16 protein-coding genes and 1 pseudogene are annotated in these 16953 nt (G+C 50.4%); 5 read left to right on the top strand and 12 right to left on the bottom strand.

The genetic code is table 11. The features are described 5' to 3' along the window. Nucleotides 1–31: 31 nt before the first annotated feature. Nucleotides 32–364 (top strand): thioredoxin, encoded by a 333-nt coding sequence (gene trxA / locus ABV298_RS01165; RefSeq protein ID WP_012780045.1) that lies wholly within the window; start codon nucleotides 32–34, stop codon nucleotides 362–364. A gap of 262 nt (nucleotides 365–626) precedes the next feature. Here trxA and ABV298_RS01160 read toward each other — a convergent pair whose 3' ends face one another. From ABV298_RS01160 to ABV298_RS01130, 7 genes and pseudogenes are all read right to left on the bottom strand, one after another. Beyond that, the gene (locus tag ABV298_RS01160; RefSeq protein WP_353720373.1) at nucleotides 627–1505 is read right to left on the bottom strand and encodes an aldose 1-epimerase family protein; all 879 of its coding nucleotides are present in this window, start codon (nucleotides 1503–1505) and stop codon (nucleotides 627–629) included. A 5-nt stretch (nucleotides 1506–1510) separates the two neighbouring features. After that, nucleotides 1511–2722: an aminotransferase class III-fold pyridoxal phosphate-dependent enzyme gene (locus tag ABV298_RS01155; protein ID WP_353720372.1), complete on the bottom strand. Its 1212-nt coding sequence runs from the start codon at nucleotides 2720–2722 to the stop codon at nucleotides 1511–1513. Nucleotide 2723: 1 nt separating this feature from the next. After that, entirely contained in the window at nucleotides 2724–3917 is a 1194-nt protein-coding gene (locus ABV298_RS01150; RefSeq protein WP_353720371.1) for a hypothetical protein, read from the bottom strand. After that, a pseudogene (locus ABV298_RS01145) lies at nucleotides 3910–4753 on the bottom strand (GMP synthase). Before ABV298_RS01145 ends, ABV298_RS01150 begins: the two are co-directional and overlap by 8 nt. Before the next feature lie 122 nt (nucleotides 4754–4875). Continuing rightward, on the bottom strand, nucleotides 4876–5976 hold the full coding sequence (locus ABV298_RS01140) for a carboxylate-amine ligase (protein ID WP_353720370.1): 1101 nt from the start codon (nucleotides 5974–5976) through the stop codon (nucleotides 4876–4878). Between the two features lie 28 nt (nucleotides 5977–6004). Further along, nucleotides 6005–7291, bottom strand: a complete 1287-nt coding sequence (locus ABV298_RS01135; RefSeq protein ID WP_353720369.1) for a glutathione synthase — start codon at nucleotides 7289–7291, stop codon at nucleotides 6005–6007. A gap of 26 nt (nucleotides 7292–7317) precedes the next feature. Further along, complete coding sequence (locus ABV298_RS01130; RefSeq protein ID WP_353720368.1) at nucleotides 7318–8031, bottom strand: alpha/beta hydrolase-fold protein; 714 nt, start codon at nucleotides 8029–8031, stop codon at nucleotides 7318–7320. Nucleotides 8032–8177: 146 nt separating this feature from the next. Between ABV298_RS01130 and ABV298_RS01125 the strand changes: the two genes are divergently transcribed. Beyond that, entirely contained in the window at nucleotides 8178–9017 is an 840-nt protein-coding gene (locus ABV298_RS01125; RefSeq protein ID WP_353720367.1) for an alpha/beta hydrolase-fold protein, read from the top strand. On the opposite strand, the gene ABV298_RS01120 is transcribed toward ABV298_RS01125, so the two are convergent. Next, complete coding sequence (locus ABV298_RS01120) at nucleotides 8952–9731, bottom strand: acyl-CoA reductase (protein WP_353720366.1); 780 nt, start codon at nucleotides 9729–9731, stop codon at nucleotides 8952–8954. The genes ABV298_RS01125 and ABV298_RS01120 overlap by 66 nt on opposite strands. 13 nt (nucleotides 9732–9744) lie before the next feature. Continuing rightward, a complete protein-coding gene (locus tag ABV298_RS01115) occupies nucleotides 9745–9978 on the bottom strand; it encodes a hypothetical protein (protein ID WP_353720365.1) in 234 nt (77 codons plus the stop codon). A gap of 129 nt (nucleotides 9979–10107) precedes the next feature. Here ABV298_RS01115 and ABV298_RS01110 point away from each other — a divergent pair, with 129 nt between their 5' ends. The 3 genes from ABV298_RS01110 (at nucleotide 10108) to ABV298_RS01100 (ending at nucleotide 13383) form a co-directional block, all read left to right on the top strand. Then, complete coding sequence (locus ABV298_RS01110) at nucleotides 10108–10455, top strand: 4Fe-4S dicluster domain-containing protein (RefSeq protein WP_353720364.1); 348 nt, start codon at nucleotides 10108–10110, stop codon at nucleotides 10453–10455. 345 nt (nucleotides 10456–10800) lie between these two features. Then, entirely contained in the window at nucleotides 10801–11997 is a 1197-nt protein-coding gene (locus tag ABV298_RS01105; protein WP_353720362.1) for a porin, read from the top strand. A 66-nt stretch (nucleotides 11998–12063) separates the two neighbouring features. Further along, nucleotides 12064–13383 (top strand): ammonium transporter, encoded by a 1320-nt coding sequence (locus tag ABV298_RS01100; RefSeq protein ID WP_353720361.1) that lies wholly within the window; start codon nucleotides 12064–12066, stop codon nucleotides 13381–13383. Nucleotides 13384–13605: 222 nt separating this feature from the next. Here ABV298_RS01100 and mtaB read toward each other — a convergent pair whose 3' ends face one another. Genes mtaB through ABV298_RS01085 form a run of 3 tightly spaced genes read right to left on the bottom strand, consistent with a single transcriptional unit; the run spans nucleotide 13606 to nucleotide 16807 of the window. Then, nucleotides 13606–14934 (bottom strand): tRNA (N(6)-L-threonylcarbamoyladenosine(37)-C(2))-methylthiotransferase MtaB, encoded by a 1329-nt coding sequence (gene mtaB / locus ABV298_RS01095; RefSeq protein WP_353720360.1) that lies wholly within the window; start codon nucleotides 14932–14934, stop codon nucleotides 13606–13608. A gap of 36 nt (nucleotides 14935–14970) precedes the next feature. After that, nucleotides 14971–15888, bottom strand: a complete 918-nt coding sequence (locus ABV298_RS01090; RefSeq protein WP_353723119.1) for an LTA synthase family protein — start codon at nucleotides 15886–15888, stop codon at nucleotides 14971–14973. Then, a complete protein-coding gene (locus tag ABV298_RS01085) occupies nucleotides 15860–16807 on the bottom strand; it encodes a hypothetical protein (protein ID WP_353720359.1) in 948 nt (315 codons plus the stop codon). The genes ABV298_RS01090 and ABV298_RS01085 overlap by 29 nt, the downstream gene beginning before the upstream one ends. Between the last annotated feature and the right edge of the window lie 146 nt (nucleotides 16808–16953).

The following is a 16953-nucleotide window of genomic DNA, read 5'->3' as shown; positions in this document are numbered from 1 at the left end:
ATTGATAAATAACATTTTAGACACTTAAAACATGGGAAAAGCACTTGAAATTACCGATAGCACCTTCGACGAACTGATTCAGGGTGAGAAACCAGTACTTGTTGACTTTTGGGCTGAGTGGTGCGGGCCTTGTAAAATGATCGGTCCGGTTGTGGAGCAGCTTGCGGGTGAGTACGAAGGCAAGGCGGTTATCGGTAAAATGGATGTGGATATGAATTCTTCGGTACCTGCAAAATTTGGTATTCGGAGTATCCCTACGCTGATGATTTTCAAAGGCGGCCAATTGGTAGATAAAGTTGTAGGCGTTGTTCCCAAAACAACCCTTGAAGATAAATTGAATGCGCAAATCGAAGCGACCGTTTGATAATCGCTGATTTGTGAAAGAGTTAAAGGCCCCGGTGACGGGGCTTTTTTATTTGCCATGCATGGGGCAAATAGTTATCGTTTATCTATCTTAATCCGTCATGCACTATAAAATCATTGGAATTTCAGCGTATTGTTGTTCGGAACGGCTGTTCGATCGCCACTACCAACGCCATGTCGCGTAGCGCCGCAGTATCATAGCCAATTATCATACGCAAATCCTGGAATTCCGTAAGGGACGACCACGAAGCAAGCGAAGATGGCTATTCGTTGATTTCGATCGTGAAACTCGCTTCGAACGTCTCACCCGCTTTCAGCTTCAAAATTCCTTCTTTCGTCTCAAAATTCTGATCCGAATCCGCGCTGTCGGCGATGCCGAGCCAGGGTTCGATGCAGACGAAATGACCACCGGGTTTTGCCCAGATGCCGAGATAGGGGAAATCTTTGTAATAAACTGTAATGACCTGTCCGGATCTGGTGCTTCTCAGACTTACCTGTTTGGAGATTAAGTGTTTGAAAATCAATGCATCGTTGTCGAACAAGTGGCGGTTCAGATGCAGCACATTAGTATCTTCGAGAACCGGTTTCGTAATATCGCTTACCAGTCCGTTCTTTTCAAGCAGCCAGGTCGAGTCGTTTTCAATGGCCTCGAATTCAAGGTAATAATCCTCGTAAACCTCGCCTTCATGCAGCGGGCATTTGAATGCAGGGTGGCCTCCCAATGAGAAGAGCATTTCGGAAGCGTCGTGGTTAATCACTTTATGATCGACAACCACCCTTTTACCTTCAAGCCGGTAGGTAATTTGAAATTCGAACCGGAAAGGGTAAATGGCCAGCGTTTCTTCGCTGTATTTTAATGTAAATGTTAGACTGTCAGTTGTTTGGTTCGTCAGTCTAACATTTGTGTTGTTGCGGACCATTCCATGGCGAGGCACCGCGTATTCGCCTCCTTTGTATTTCACAAAACCATTCTTAATGGCCCCGATTACCGGGAAAAGCACGGGCGCATAGCTGGCCCAAACGGCCGGATCGGCATTCCAGAGGAAATCCTTGCCGGTTACGATCGACTGGATCTGGCAAAGCTCGGCGCCGGTTTCCTGCACCGAGATCTTTAAATGATCATTTTGAATGGAATAGTTCATATCGTTCAAGCATTCAGGACGTTGATAATAGTGGCACAGGCCTTCCGGATTTGCGCTTCGGTAATGGTGAGCGGTGGGGCAATGCGCATGGAATTATCGCAAAAAAGGAACCAGTCGGTGACGACGCCCCGCTCGATACACCGGTCGATGGTATCTTTTAACTTCTCGAACGATTCCATTTCCGCCGCAAGCATAAGGCCTTTTCCTCGGATTTCCCTGATTTTCGGATGAATTAACAGTGCTTTAAAGAGTTCGCCCTTTACGATGGCCGCCTGGGGCAGCTGGTCGTCGAGGGTTACCCGCAATGCAGCCAGCGAGGCGGCGCAGCTAACGGGATGCCCGCCAAATGTCGTAATATGTCCCAGTATCGGGTTGGTTTTCAGCACTTTCATGATTCGCTGCGATGCCATGAAAGCGCCGATAGGCATGCCTCCGCCCATGCCCTTGGCACTCAGCAGAATATCAGGGTAAATACCGTACTGCTCGAATGCCCAGAAACTTCCGGTACGGCCAAAGCCCGTCTGTATTTCATCGAGGATTAATAAAGCGCCGGTTTTATCGCATTTGCGGCGCAATGCGACCAGGTAATCGGCATCCGGTATGCGTACGCCGGATTCTCCACCGATCACTTCGATAACGACCGCGGCAGTTTGATCCGTAATTTTTTCAAGATCAGGGGAATAACCGTGCTGAATATGTTTTACGCCCGGCAGTAGCGGACGAAAATTCCGCTTGAAAAACTCCGCACCGGCCAGGCTCAGCGCACCCTGCGTCGCGCCGTGATAGGCATTGTAGCAGGAAATGAATTCACGCCGTTTCGTAAATCGTTTCGCCAGTTTCATGGCGCCCTCCACCGCCTCGGTGCCCGAATTCGTAAAATACACGTTGTCGATCAGGCCGAAGGGCGAGGGGTAGGGGGCACTGAGGCGTAACGTGTCGGACAACGCTTTCGCAAGTTGCACCTGCGCGCTTTGCACGTACTCGCCGTACACGAGCAGGTGCATATGTTTGTCCAGTTGGGCATGAATGGCTTCCAGCACTTTGGGGTGCCGGTGGCCGACGTTGCTCACGCCGATACCGGAGATCAGGTCCATATAAGACTTACCGTCCGGACCGTACATATAAACGCCCTCGGCTCTTTCTATTTCAAGGGCAAGCGGGAAATCGGAAGTTTGCGCGAGGTGGTCAAAAAAATGCTGGCGATGTGAAATATGCATTCTAATATTCAAAAAAACTGGCGCTGCCGCCCACCCAGGTGAAATCCTTGTTATACCGGACGCCGATCATTTCGCCCCGGCTCAATCGGCTCAGGCTGATCAGCAACTCGGGCTTTTCGGCATCGTCGGGCCAGCCGTACATCATGCGGATTTCGCATTTCACGAGGCCGTCGGGCGCCTGGATCACGGGTTCGTAGGCGACTTTTCGCTGCAAGATATAATTTTCCGGGTCTGGAATAGCCTCCAAGTCCTTTTTTGTGATATACAATTGTACACCGGAACCCGCAAAAGAGAACAGGGGTTTCAGCACGTAATTTTGAAGATCGGCGGGGAAACCATCCTTATAATCGCTCAGAAACCGCGTTTCCGGCACAAATTCCCCATTCAAAAAAGGCATGGCGAACTTGCTGATACGGAAAAACCAGTTGGGATGGCCTACCCATTGCACGTCCACGTCGTCGGTGAAATGATAGCTGGTTTGCAAGTCAGGATAGGTAAAGAGGTCGTCGAAAATAAGGCGGTTATAAATGCGTTTGACCTGGATTCTGCGGCCGTCTTTTTCGTAAAACAGCTGCCTGCCTTCGCGGATCAATGCCGTATAGCATAGCGGCTGAATGCCCAGCATTTGCTGGGTAACCGCGAAATCAATGCGTGTCTTCTGCTTTTCGGGGAAGATTTCAAGCAAAATCACATGCTCCGGCTCTTCGTCGCCGAGGATCAGCGCTTTCAGTTTAGACACGTATTCGTCAAGCGAAGCCGCCCCAAACAGGTATCTGAAATTCCCGGGAACATCGAAAAACTCTCTGAATGATTCGGAAAGAAATGCCTGATAGCCAAATATGGACGGAAATCCCTGTAATTCAATGAGCTGCGGGACAAGCTCGCCTGCGGCATTCCGGCAGATGGCATAGTCGATTGCCAGGAATGAGGTATGCGCGTTCTCGCCGGGCACGTGCTGGTTCGACGGCACGGCACGGTCCGTCTTTGTCCGGAAGTCAGGAGAGGTAAGCGTGGCGATGATATGATCCGATGCCCGTATGATCTTCTCTTTCAATTCTTTGGGTACAAAAACAGGCGTTTCCGCCACCCTGAAATCCAGCTGTCCGGGAAACGCCGAACTGAGCGATTCGACAAAATCCTCGTACTTTTTCTCCGTAAAGGAGTTGTTGAACGCTTCCCGGGCTTGCTTATGCATAGGCTGGCTGGAACGTTTTATTGAACGCGTTTTTCAGAAATGTCGGTATCACGACGGCTTCGGTCATCGAAATCTTGTCCGGGTCGTTCAGGTTCGCGATCATATCGTTGTATTTTTCCTCGCCGTGCGCTTTGATAATGGCTTCCTTTTTTGTCTTCTTTTAAAAAGTAGCGCAGCATTCCCTCTGCGTCGGCCTCGGGGTGAAATTGCGTGCCCACAATTTCATTTGAAAAGCGGATTGCCATCACGGCGCGTTCCAGCGGTACATGTGGACGGATTTTTTCCAGACAAAGCAGCTTCGCGCCCATGGCATCGAATGCAAACTGACTGGGCTGGGTAACCTGGAAATCGCGCGAATCGACAATCCAGAATGGGTCGTTCAATGCATTCAGCAACGGCTCTTTGCGCCCGGCCGACGTTTTATGAACCGGAAATGTGCCGAAAGAAGTTTTGCGCCGCTTGCTCACCGCGGCCAGTTCCCAGTGGACGCAGGCCATTTGAAACGAATGACAAATCAGGAACAAATGCTTTTTGATGCGGTTCTGCCGTTTTGCATTGTAAACCAGTATTTTATCCAGAAACCCAAAGAACTTTTTCTCCCATGCCTCGCCGACAGGCGCCGGGTTGCCCGGACCGCCCGTAGAAATGTATGCGTCAAAGTCCATTCCGGGCACTTCGAGCTTTTGTCTTACATCAAAAACAGTGAATTCAACCGGCACGCCTTCCTGCACTCCGAATGCGGCGATGATCTTTTTAATACATCGCATTCCCTCGTTGGGATGGCCGTTGTACATGTCCAGGATCGCAATCCGGAAATGTCTGTCATTAGTGGTCATTTCGGTCTGTGGCCGGTTGGTGTCAGCAAAACCGGCCTTTAAGTGATAAAATCGGGTAACCTATTTTTAACAAATGTGTTCCTGATTAGTTCGGGTTTCGGATTAAAAGTTTGATTTAATTCTTAACAAATTCCGATTTTGGTTTCTGAAACAATATAATCTACTACCGCGCTCAAACTGCCGGTTTTTTCAAAAACGGCTAGCTGGCGATCGGCGCCGGTGCCCATTTCGAGAATCTGGTGAATGTATTCGATCTCTTTGCGGCTGTCCAGCTCGTCCACCACGTCGTCGATGAATTCAAGTAACTCGCGGATCAGGATTTTATATTCCACTTCCTCCTGCTTTCCAAAATCGATGAGCTTGCTATGGATGCCATACCGCGCCGCACGCCATTTGTTCTCGTTGATCAGCATTCGCCGGTACGGGCGAAAACTCAGATTCTTGCTGTGCAGCTTATGGATTTTCGCCACGAGCGCCTGCATGATCGCGGCCAGGCATATGGTCTCGTCCGTACGCATGGGCACGTCGCACATGCGGAACTCGATGGTGTTGAAAAACGGGTGCACACGAATGTCCCACCAGATTTTCTTGCCATTATCGATGCAGTTTGTCCTGACCAGCAATGCAACATACTCGTCGTACTCGGCCGCGCTCGAAAAGAAGTCGGGTATGCCGGTCCTGGGAAACTTATCGAAAACCTTGGAGCGGTACGACTTGAAACCCGTATTGCGCCCGCACCAGAACGGCGAGTTGGTCGACAAGGCATAAATATGCGGGAGAAAGTACCGTACTGCATTCATGATTTGAATGCCTTCGTTCCTGCTTTCGATCCCCACATGCACGTGGAGTCCGAATATGAGGTTCCCACGGGCGACGTCGCGCATCTCGTCGATGATCCGGTCGTACCGCGGGTCGTCGGTAATGAGCTGGTCCACCCAGTCGGCGAAAGGGTGAGTGCCGGCGGCAGCTACTTGCAGGTCCTGCTTTTCGGCCAGGTCCAGGATCATTTTGCGCAGATAGGTGACTTCCTCCCGCGCTTCCCGGATATTATGGCAGATATTGGTCCCGACTTCCACCACCGCCTGGTGCATTTCCGCTTTTACACGCTCCTTTAAAGTTATTCTTCCGTCTTCAACCAACTTTGACATATGCGACCGCAGGTTGCGGGTAACCGGGTCGATGGTTTGAAATTCCTCTTCAATTCCTAGTGTGAATGTTGCCATAATGTAAAAGCGGCTGAATTTTAGTTCGTCAGGATTTCTTCAATTTGGAATTTTTAGCGGGTGCTTTGGTAACGGCCGCTCGATTGGTCGGGACTTTGGGTTCCGCCTCGGCGATAGGCTCGGTCGCGATGGCGCCCAGGGATTTGGCCGTTTTTTTCGGAGTCACGGCTTTTACTTTCACTTCCGTGGCGGAGGGTGCCGCTTCTTTTACGGGCTTTGCCGGCGCAGCTTTCGGTGCTTTGGCAGGCGCGGCGCTTTTGGCCGGAGCCTTTGTGGCAGCAGGCGCTTCTTCCGCTGTTTTCGCCGGAGCTTTGGTTTTTGCCGGTTCCACTGGCCCGGCAGCCGTCGCGACGGCTGCCGGAATACCATTCACCGCCTGGTTCATAAATGTTCCCCAGGTAAGGTTAATTTGGCCCGGAGCCTGTTTTTTCGCCCTTTCGATAGCCATATTGGCCGCAGCTTCCACTACCCATTCGAAATTATCGGGGCCTACGGAGTAAATGTCCGCGTCGGGCGCAGGGTTGCAGAAATCGATCGCGTACGGGATGCCGCCGCGTACGGCGAATTCGACGGTATTGAAGTCGTAACCCAATGCGATATTGAGTTTCAATGTATAATCTTTAATAGTTTCAAGCAGCTTTTCACGTTCCTCACCCTGCACTTTCAAGTCGGCGGCGTAGCGTAAATGGTGCGGATTGCGCGGTTCGTAAGGCATTACCAGCACATCTTTCTGGCCAATACAATAGCAGCGCACATAGTCGTCGAATACGATTTCTTCCTGCAACATCATCACCAGCTGGCCCGTTTCCTCGTGTTTGATCCACATATCCTGCGGGTTCACAACGCGGTAAACGCTCTTCCAGCCGCCGCCGTCGTGTGGTTTCATGTACGCGGGAAAGCCTACATATTGAAATATCTCTTCCCACGCCATGGGGAATGCGAGGTTGCGGAATGAGGTCTCGGAGGTGTTGGTAGGGCGTTGTTTTGAGGGAAGCAGCGCGGTCCTGGGCACCGGTATGCCCAGCTTTTCCGCCAATGCATTATTAAAGAACTTCTCGTCGGCACTCCACCAGAACGGATTGTTGATCACGGCGGTGCCGGTAAGCGCGGCATTTTTCAGATAAGACCGGTAAAACGGCACGTCCTGCGAAATGCGGTCGATAATTACGGCATATTCATTCGGTGCGGCTTGTATCACTTTATCGATGGTAACGGCTTCTGCGATAATGCCGTCCTCACCTTTGCTGTTGACCCTTTCGATAAATGCGTTCGGGAAGGTGTTTTCCATTCCAAACAAAATTCCAATCTTTTTCATATTCAGGTTTTGAGTTGTGTTTTTGATTATTGCAAAACAATGCGCGACAGGTAATCGGGAAACATCTTGTTCCAGAGCGGCCAGTCGTGCTTTTCCCAGCCACGGATGTCGAGCCAGTGTTCGATGCCGTTGTTGTTGAGAATGTTCGACATCCGGATGTTACTATCCAGGCAAATATCCCAGTCGGAAGTCCCGAGCACGATCTTCATGTGGCCGAAGCGCCAGCCTTGTTCGTTGGGCATAAAGTCGACAGGATTATTGAAATAAACCGCGTCGTCGTAAAAGTCGTCCATAAAGCCGCGGATGTCGAAGATCCCGCTCATGCTGATCAGGTAAGCGACCATATCGGGATGGCGGAAGGCGAAGTTAGCGGCGTGGAAACCGCCGAAACTGCAACCTGCGACGCCGATCTTGCCTACATTGCATTCATTTCTGATGTAGGGTACCAGCTCGTTTTTTAGAAATCTATCGTATTGAATGTGGTTCAACACGCGGTGCTCCGGGGCGAGGTGCTTGCCGTACCACGAATCGGCATCGATAGTGTCCACAAAATATAGTTTATACCTGCCCGATTCCACCAGCCATCGCACCGATTCGACCAGCCCCATATCCTTCGCCTGGTAGTACCGCCCCAGCGTGGTTGGAAAGAGAAGAATCGGGTAGCCCCAGTTGCCGAAAACAAGCATCTCCACATCTTTGTCGATATGATGAGAATAGTATTTAATGTACTTCTCTTCCAAACAGAGACGGTTTATAGTTGATAAATGAAATATACAAAACAAATCATAGGAAGCAAATTATTAACTTTCGGGTTTTATTTCCATCCATAGTTCGTGTATTTGCAGTGAAATCAGGCGCTTCTTTCCCTAAAATCTCACCCGAAAACGTGCTTTTACCATCCGCATTCCTGAGCCGGGAAGTGACTGTGACCGTATTGCCGCCGGCCGGTTTTGATCGGACCGTAACTTATCCGCTGGTGCTTTTCAACGACGGGCAGGATTTTGAGGCATTGCGCATGGTGGAAACCGCCGCGGCTTTGCAGTCCGAGGAGAAGATCGCCCCGTGCGTGATCGCGGGCATACATGCGGGCGAGGCGCGCATATACGAGTACGGGACCGCGTGCCAGCCCGACTATGCGGGCCGGGGCGACAGGGCGGGGTGTACGACTTCATTTATATTAAAGGAATTACTCCCTTACCTGACGGGGCATTATAATACCGTCACAGCCGGTGTTGCCTACGCCGGCTGTTCGTTGGGAGGCCTGATGGCGCTCGACGCCGTCTGGAACCATCCGGAGATATTCGCCCAGGCGGGTGTCTTCTCGGGTTCGCTGTGGTGGCGGCAGAAGGGGCTCGAAGAGGGTTATGCCGAAACGGATCGCATTATGCACCGGCAAATCCGGAACGCGGGGCGGACGGCTCCGCTGCGATTCTGGTTTCAGTGCGGTACCCGGGACGAGGACGACGACCGTGATAGCGACGGTGTGATCGATTCTGTCCAGGATACACTCGAATGCATTGCCGAACTGGAACGGAAAGGATATGCCTGGGGGCGGGATATCCGGTACCTGGAAGTGAAAGAAGGAACGCATAATCCCGAGACGTGGGCAAAAGCCCTTCCCGATTTCCTCGAATGGGCCATCGGGAAGGGCAGGGAAGGCCTAGTCTATCGAGGAGAGGAAAGTCATGGTGTCGATGCCGTCGGCGTAGTCGGAAAGGCCGGGTGACTGGGCGGCGCCGAAAGGCAGGGAGCCGGCCAGATGCAGTTCCGGTTTAGCAACCACGCATTGGATCTTCTCTTCCGATTGGCCGATCGATCCTTTCAGTTCTTCTAGCGAGTCATAAGGCTGGTAATGCAGCACGCTGATCGGCGACACCAGCGCTTCGCTCTCGGTTGCGAGCAAAAAGCCGTTGTCCGAATGTGCCACGCGGTTTACGAGGTAAATGGATTTGTTGTACTCGTAATTGTTGAAATACTTGTGATGGTGGACGTAGTCGTCGGCCATGTCTTCGATTGCCTGGTAAAACCCGGTAAAGTCATATCCGGACGGGACAAATACTTTGGATACGTTGCGGCAGCCGAGGCCGAAACATTGCAGGATATCGGTACCTAATGCGCGCAGTTCATCACGCGTTTCATCGCCTGTCAGCGCAGCGACCGACGTCCGGTTCTTACGGATGATGTTGGGCTTTTTGGCAAAATAGTAGTGGAAATAGCGGGCCGTATTGTCGCTTCCCGTGGCAATATAGGCGTCGGACTCGTTCAATCTTTCCACAAAATGAATGTAATCCTTGAATTCCGGCTCGATTTCGATCAGCCGGGCCAGCAACGCGCGGATGAGCAGCGGGTCGTCGGAGCTGGGTTTGGCAAGCAGCGTATGGCCGCTTACGAGCACGGACAGGGCGTCGTGAAAGCCTACGGCCGGGATATTGCCGGCCATTACCACGCCAATTTTACGCGATTGAGCAGGCTCGGGATAGCTTTCGGCCCAGTTCTTTTAGTTTTTCTTCATTTAAATACTGTTCGGCAATCGCATTGAGCGACAAGCGTACATTGGCGGGTGTAAACCAGTTGTTCCTGCTTTTTGCCGCCGCTACCCACTCCGCGATCGTTTCTTCGTTTGCCGCGTCGCCGATGAACTGGCCGAGACGGATGAATGCATTTATTCTCCGAATTCTTGATATCATTCTACTCTGACTCTAAAAAGTTAAATGGCAAGTGCCCTTTTTATTTTTCTGATTGTTGGGAAACTATAAATAGTTATATTTGTTACCCTAAACAGAAGAATAGCAACAAATATAAACAATCCGGCGACTATGGCTATAATGATAACCGATGAATGCATAAATTGTGGGGCGTGTGAGCCAGAATGCCCTAATACAGCAATTTATGAAGGAGGTGTGGAATGGACTTGGGGGGATGGAACGAGTTTAGATGAAGTGGACTTCGGTGATGGCACCATCGTAAGTGGCAAAGAAAAACAGGCCCCTGTTTCAGACGAGTTTTACTATATAGTTTCAGATAAATGTACCGAATGCGTTGGTTTTCATGAGGAACCCCAGTGCGCTGCGGTTTGCCCGGTAGACTGCTGCGTGCCCGACCCGGACAACGAGGAAGAAGAAGAGACTTTACTTGCCAAAAAGGCATGGATGCACGGTGAATAGACCCTGCTGAACATAAAAAACGCGAAGCCTGCTCCCAGCAGGCTTTTTTTGTGCCCTTTCGGCTCCGGAAATGGCATTATAATAATAAAATTTCTTAAAAATTACAACCGGTTTCTTTGAAGAAAATTCTGTATTGTAGCAGTTGTGCAGAATATTTAGTTTTTGTCAAAAAATGCGTTTTTCCTGTTTTTGTGTTTCAAAAACGATAAAAAACATGATAAAAATCAGAAAATTGGATTTTTTTCTATAAAATACTGCTTCATTATTTGAAAAATATAATTTAAGTACAATATTTGATCCAGTAATACAGCCGGAGAGTAATATTAACTTAAACAGAATATAATTATGAAAAAAGTCTATTGCACAGTATTATCTTTGACGATTCCTTTTTTGGGTTTTGCGAAGGCGGAAGAAGACAAAAAGGCTGTGAAGGCGGATACTGCGGTGGTAACGGAAGCAAAGGATGAAGAGGAGGCAAAAGGAGCATTCGCTTTCTCGGGATACCTGGATTCCTATTATATGGCTAATTTCAATAAACCCGCATCCCGCTCCAATATGGGTGCCAGCAATGCACGGGTGTTCGATCAGAAATCGGGACAGTTCTCGCTCGGGCTGGTACAGGCGAAGGTAGCCTATACCAATGCTAAGTCAGAAGCGGTGGTTGACCTGACTTTTGGCCCCAACGCGAACCTGGGTAACTACGGCAACGCGTTGTTCAGCACGGCGCTGGCTATTAAGCAAGCATACTTTACATACAAATTTACCGACAAGTTCTCGATGACGGCGGGACAGTTCGGTACGCATATCGGGTACGAAGTGATCGACGCACCGGCCAACTTCAACTACTCGTTGTCCAACCTGTTCAACAACGGTCCGTTCTACCACGCAGGTTTGAAAGCGACCTACGCATTCTCCGACAAGGCTTCGTTGATGGTGGGCGTTGTGAACAATGTCGACGGGTTGGGCGACAACAACCGCGCAAAAGGGATCATCAGCCAGTTGTACTTCAAACCGGTTGAAAACTGGAACGTTTACCTGAACTACATCGGAAGCAACGAAGCCAACACCGATTCGCTCGGCAAGCAGCCCGACGGCTTCTATCAGGTGTTCGACATTACGACGAGCTTCCAGGTAACTGAAAAGTTTCTCTTGGGGCTGAATGCCGCATACGGTTCACAAAAGGGCGACTATCAGGGTGCAGGTGGCCCGGTTGATACCGAATCTTGGGGTGGTTTCGCAGTGTATGCCAACACGGCGATTACCGACAACTTTGGAATTGGTGCACGTTACGAGTATTTCAACAACGATAACGGTGTGCGTGGTTTGCTGACTCCTGCCGGTACAGGTACCAAAGTTAATTCGGTCACCCTTACAGGTAATATCAATCTTGCGGACGGACACATTCTGGTCAAACCCGAGTTCCGCCTGGACGCATATCCTAAACAAAGCGGTGGCGAAGCACAGCAGTTCCAGGATTCGGACGGCGAGTGGACCAAAAACAGCCAGACAACTTTCGGGCTCGCATTCATTTACAAATTCTAAAATTCAACCCATAGCATTTCACACGAATACCTTCTTAATCTAATACAACAATAATTATTTACTACAATGGAAAAACGTAATTTTATCCCACTGATTATCCTCCTGGTAATCAGCATCCTCGGTGCCTTCGTCCCCAATGTTCCGACGCAGATTGCGACGGAAGGCATCAATTCAGGCGACACTGCGTGGATGCTCGTATCAGCCGCGCTGGTATTGCTCATGACCCCGGGTCTGGCGTACTTCTACGGAGGAATGGTCAACACCAAAAACGTCATTTCCACCATGCTTCAGAGCTTTATCGCAATGGGTGTGATCAGTGTGATCTGGGTAGTTTTCGGTTTCAGTCTCGCATTCGGTGAGGACATTGGCGGCTTCGTCGGTAACCCTAGTACGCACTTCATGTTCAAAGGCGTACTGGACGGCCCGATCTGGGGAACCATTCCTTTCGCATTGTTTGCGATGTTCCAGTTGAAATTCGCGGTAATCACTCCGGCGCTTGTCACTGGCTCGATGGCTGAGCGTATCAACTTCCGCTCTTACGTTCTTTTCATTATCCTGTTCTGTGTTTTCATCTACTCGCCGCTTGCCCACATGACATGGCATGCAGACGGCCTGCTCTTCAAAATGGGTGTGCTTGACTTTGCCGGTGGAACCGTGGTTCACATGTCGGCCGGCTGGGCTGCATTGGCAGGCGCTTTGTACCTGAAACGTCGCAAGTCGCTCCTGGAAGACCACGTACTTCCTCCTGCGAACATTCCATTCGTATTGTTGGGAACTGGTTTGCTTTGGTTTGGATGGTTCGGTTTCAATGCCGGTTCTGCCCTGACGGCTTCTCCACTGGCGGTTTCAGCGTTCGCTACTACCAACACCGCTGCGGGTGCCGCCGGTTTGGCCTGGGTTCTTTTCGATGCTGCGAAAGGTAAGAAAGTGTCTGCGCTCGGTTTCTGTATCGGTGCGGTTGTAGGTTTGGTTGCCATCACACCGGCCGCCGGTTTTGTAACCGTCCCTGCGTCCCTGTTTATCGGTACAGTGGCTGCGATCATTTCCAACTACATCGCTCACCTGCGTACCCGTTCAACTTTGGATGATACCCTGGACGTATTTCCATGCCACGGCGTTGGCGGTATGGTAGGTATGCTGATGACCGGTATCTTTGCAACAAGCGGTGTTAACTCGCTGGTAGTTGACCAGGGCCTTGCATTCGGCGAAACCAAGCTGTTCATCAACCACGTAATTGCCCTCGTAGGCGTATCGGTGTTCGCATTCGGAGGCTCGTTCCTGCTATTGAAAATCACCGACCTGATCCTGCCGCTCCGCGTGTCTGAGCAAGACGAAAAGGCCGGTCTGGATATCAGCCAGCACGACGAATTTCTTGTAGAAGCTTAATCTAAACTAACCTGAATAAACCGAAAGCCCGGCCAATTTAGCCGGGCTTTCTTGTTTTCCGGATTTTAAAAATTTCCAGATCCCTTTCTCTTTAAATCCCCGGGTTAAAACCCGGGGATTTAAATTTTTTTTGTTCCCTGCCGTCGACTTAAGTCGACGGTACTAGATTAGATTGATTATTAGAGCTAGATTGAATTGATTCCCAAAGCCAGCTTCTATTCTCTAATGCACCAAAATCTCTTCCTGCACCTCAGTCACTTCCATCAAGCCTTCGGCGTTGATGTGGTGGTAACGCACGTCCTTGGTTTCATTGATCAGCAGTGGGTCGTATTTGACGGCAACTCGCACGTAGTTGCCCGTAAAGCCGAGCATTTGCCCGTTTTGGACCTCGTCTTCGAACAACACTTTCCCTTCCTTGCCGATCTGGCTTTCATAGAAGAAACGTTTCTTTTTATCGGAAAGAATATGCAGCATCTTCGATCGTTCGGCACGTTCGCCCTTGTTAACGATGGGGCGAATGGCCAATGCCGCTGTATTCTCGCGCTCGGAATAGGTAAATACGTGCAAATAGGAAATGTCCAGTTCGTTCAGGAAGCGGTACGTTTCTTCAAAAAGCTCCTTCGTTTCGCCAGGATGGCCCACGATCACGTCCACGCCAATACAGCAATCCGGCATGAGCGATTTGATTTTCGCCACACGCTCGGCATACAGTTCCCGCTTGTAGCGACGCTTCATCAGCCCCAGGACTTTATTGGAACCTGATTGTAACGGAATATGAAAATGCGGGGCAAAACGTTTGGAATGCGCCACGAATTCGATGATTTCGTCGGTGAGCAGGTTGGGCTCGATGGACGAAATACGGAACCGTTCAATGCCTTCCACTTCGTCCAATGCCTTGATCAGGTCGATGAACGTTTCTTCCCGAACGCCGTTATGCAGACCGAAATCACCGATATTCACACCGGTGAGCACAATTTCCTTCACATCGCGGGCGGCAATGTCGTGGGCTGCCTTTACGATGTTTTCAATGCTGTCCGAACGGCTCCTGCCGCGTGCGAGCGGGATCGTGCAATACGCGCAAGGATAGTCGCAGCCGTCCTGCACTTTCAGGAACGTGCGCGTGCGGTCGTTGAGCGAGTAGGAGGTGTGGTACTCGACGGCATTGTCGATCGTGGAAGCGATTACCTGTGCCGGCTGGCCCGACGGCGCTTTTTCGAATGTATCGATCAGTTCCACCAACCGGAATTTCTCTGCAGCGCCCAAAACGGCGTCCACACCGGGGATTTCGGAAATTTCTTTCGGTTTCAGCTGCGCATAGCAGCCGATGATCGCCACATAGCCGTCCGCATTGATTTTCTGGGCCTCACGTACGATCTTGCGACACTTTTTGTCCGCGTTCTCGGTGACGGAGCAGGTGTTGATGATAAAAATATCCGGGTTTTCGTTGAATTCCACTTTGGTATAGCCCTTATCCTCGAACATCCGTCCGATCGAGGAGCTTTCGGAGTAATTCAATTTGCACCCTAATGTATAAAAAGCGACTTTTTTCATTGTTTTTGAATATCCTGCAAAATTACACCTTTATTATCAACGCTTTAAATAATCTCCGAAAGAAGATTGCAGGTAAGCCTTGCCAAGTTCTTCTTCCCGCTGCGGTAAAGCGCCGTTTTTCTCGGTGATATTGCCTCCGATGTTGTCCCGCACGAGGAAGCCGTCGGGACGCATCCAGCCCAGGCCATTGTTGAATGCGAAATAGGCAAAATCGTGGCGGCCTTTCCTGAAAATGTCGTTACTCCACGCAAAAGTTCCGGAAGGCAAATGCATTTGGTTTAAAAGCGTGGCGGCAAGGTCGGTTTGTGACGCGAGCGTATCCACGCGTGCAGGCGCGGCCGTGAGCGCGCCTCCGAGCCACAGCATCGGGATATAGAACTCCGAAGGCTTGTCTTTCCGCGTTTCCGGTAATGGATGGCCGTGGTCTGCGATGACGATCACGAGCGTGTTTTTCCACCACGGTTTGGTTTTTGCCTCACTCAGGAATGTTCCGAGAGATTCGTCGGTATAATGTAATGCGTTCAGGAACAAATGCTCGGGATCGCGGCCTTCTATCACGGTTTTGGTCGGTACCTCGAATGGCTCGTGGCTGCTTAAAGTGAACATTGTCGAGAAAAATGGCTGTTTCGCCCGGTCGAGATCGCGCATCAGCCTGTTAAAAACTATGTGGTCGTGCGCGCCCCATTTGGAGTTCATGTCTTTGGAATCGAACTCGTTTTTATCGACGATCCGGTCGAAACCCTGTTGAAGGAAGTAAGATTTCATATTAGCGAACTCGGTTTCGCCTCCGTAATAGAAGGAAGTTTGCCAGCCGTGTTCTTTGAAAATCGTCGGTAACGAAGGCAGCGAGGCGGTTTTCTTTGGTATTTTAATAATGGAAGTGGTTGGCTGCGCCGGGTAACCGCTCAAAATGGCCACCATACCTTTATCGCTGCGGTTGCCGCTCGCATATATATTGGTAAAGAGCAGCCCCTCTTTTGAAATCCGGTCGAACTGCGGGGTGACCCCCTTTAATCCCCCCCAGCGTCCCGACGGCCTTGGCTGTGAAACTTTCCCAAATAATGATCAGCACATTCTTTTTGCCAACCGTGTTGATAACCTGTCGCGTGGGGCCCCCGGCACGGTACAGGTCCGCCACGGTCCGGTTAGCTTTGATATCATCCGAGTATTTGAACGGGTTTTCATTGGAATACCCCTGATTCAGAACCGAACGCATAAAATTCCAGGGTACATTCACAGCCGCGTAATTGGCAAAACTCTTGTCGCTGAAAAATACAGCGCTCTCGTTCATGGGTGCAAGTTGAAAGCCGCCGCGAATGGGAATGATAAGACTGCCCGCAATAATGAGGAATGCCGGTATGGTATACACCAGCGGAGATCGCCGGAAGGAACCCGCGACGCGCCGGATAATGGTCTGTAAAATACTGTTAACGAGGAAGATCAGTGCTGCCAGCAGCAATATGAGCGGAAAAACAGGCGCCGCGCCCATCGAAGCCATGGCCTCCGCAGGCGTTTCGAGGTAAAGCAGCGAAGTAGCGTCAATGCGGAAACCCCAGGCCCGGAACAGTTCGAGGTCGACGACCGTCAGAAGCGTGATCAGGGATACGATGATGACGGTGTAAACCGACAATGTCTTCGTGTACCAGTTCCAGCGCAGGCCTGTGAACATCATTAGCAATGCAGGGATCGCGAGGATATAAGCGGCGAACGAAATGTCCATCGGCAAGCCGTGGCCCGCGCTCGCAACCCAGAGGGATGAGGGCAGTTCGAGCGCCTTCTTATAATGGTATGCCAGAAAGATAACCCGGAAAAACTGGAAAATTACGACCCAGGCCAGCCCGTACAAGGCAATAAATTCAAGTCTTTTACGCATTGGTGTCTGTAAACAATTTGCAAAGTTCTTAAAAATGCGCTAACCTGTGGCAACCGTTGGACACCTATTATGAAAATGTATAAGCGAATTATTGTTCATATCGGTAAATAGATAATTTTGGGGAGAATTAATATAAATCAATAAAT

Source organism: Dyadobacter sp. 676 (assembly GCF_040448675.1).
Lineage (GTDB): Bacteria > Bacteroidota > Bacteroidia > Cytophagales > Spirosomataceae > Dyadobacter.
Note: the sequence above shows the minus strand (reverse complement) of the source record. Positions and strands in the feature narration are given on the sequence as shown.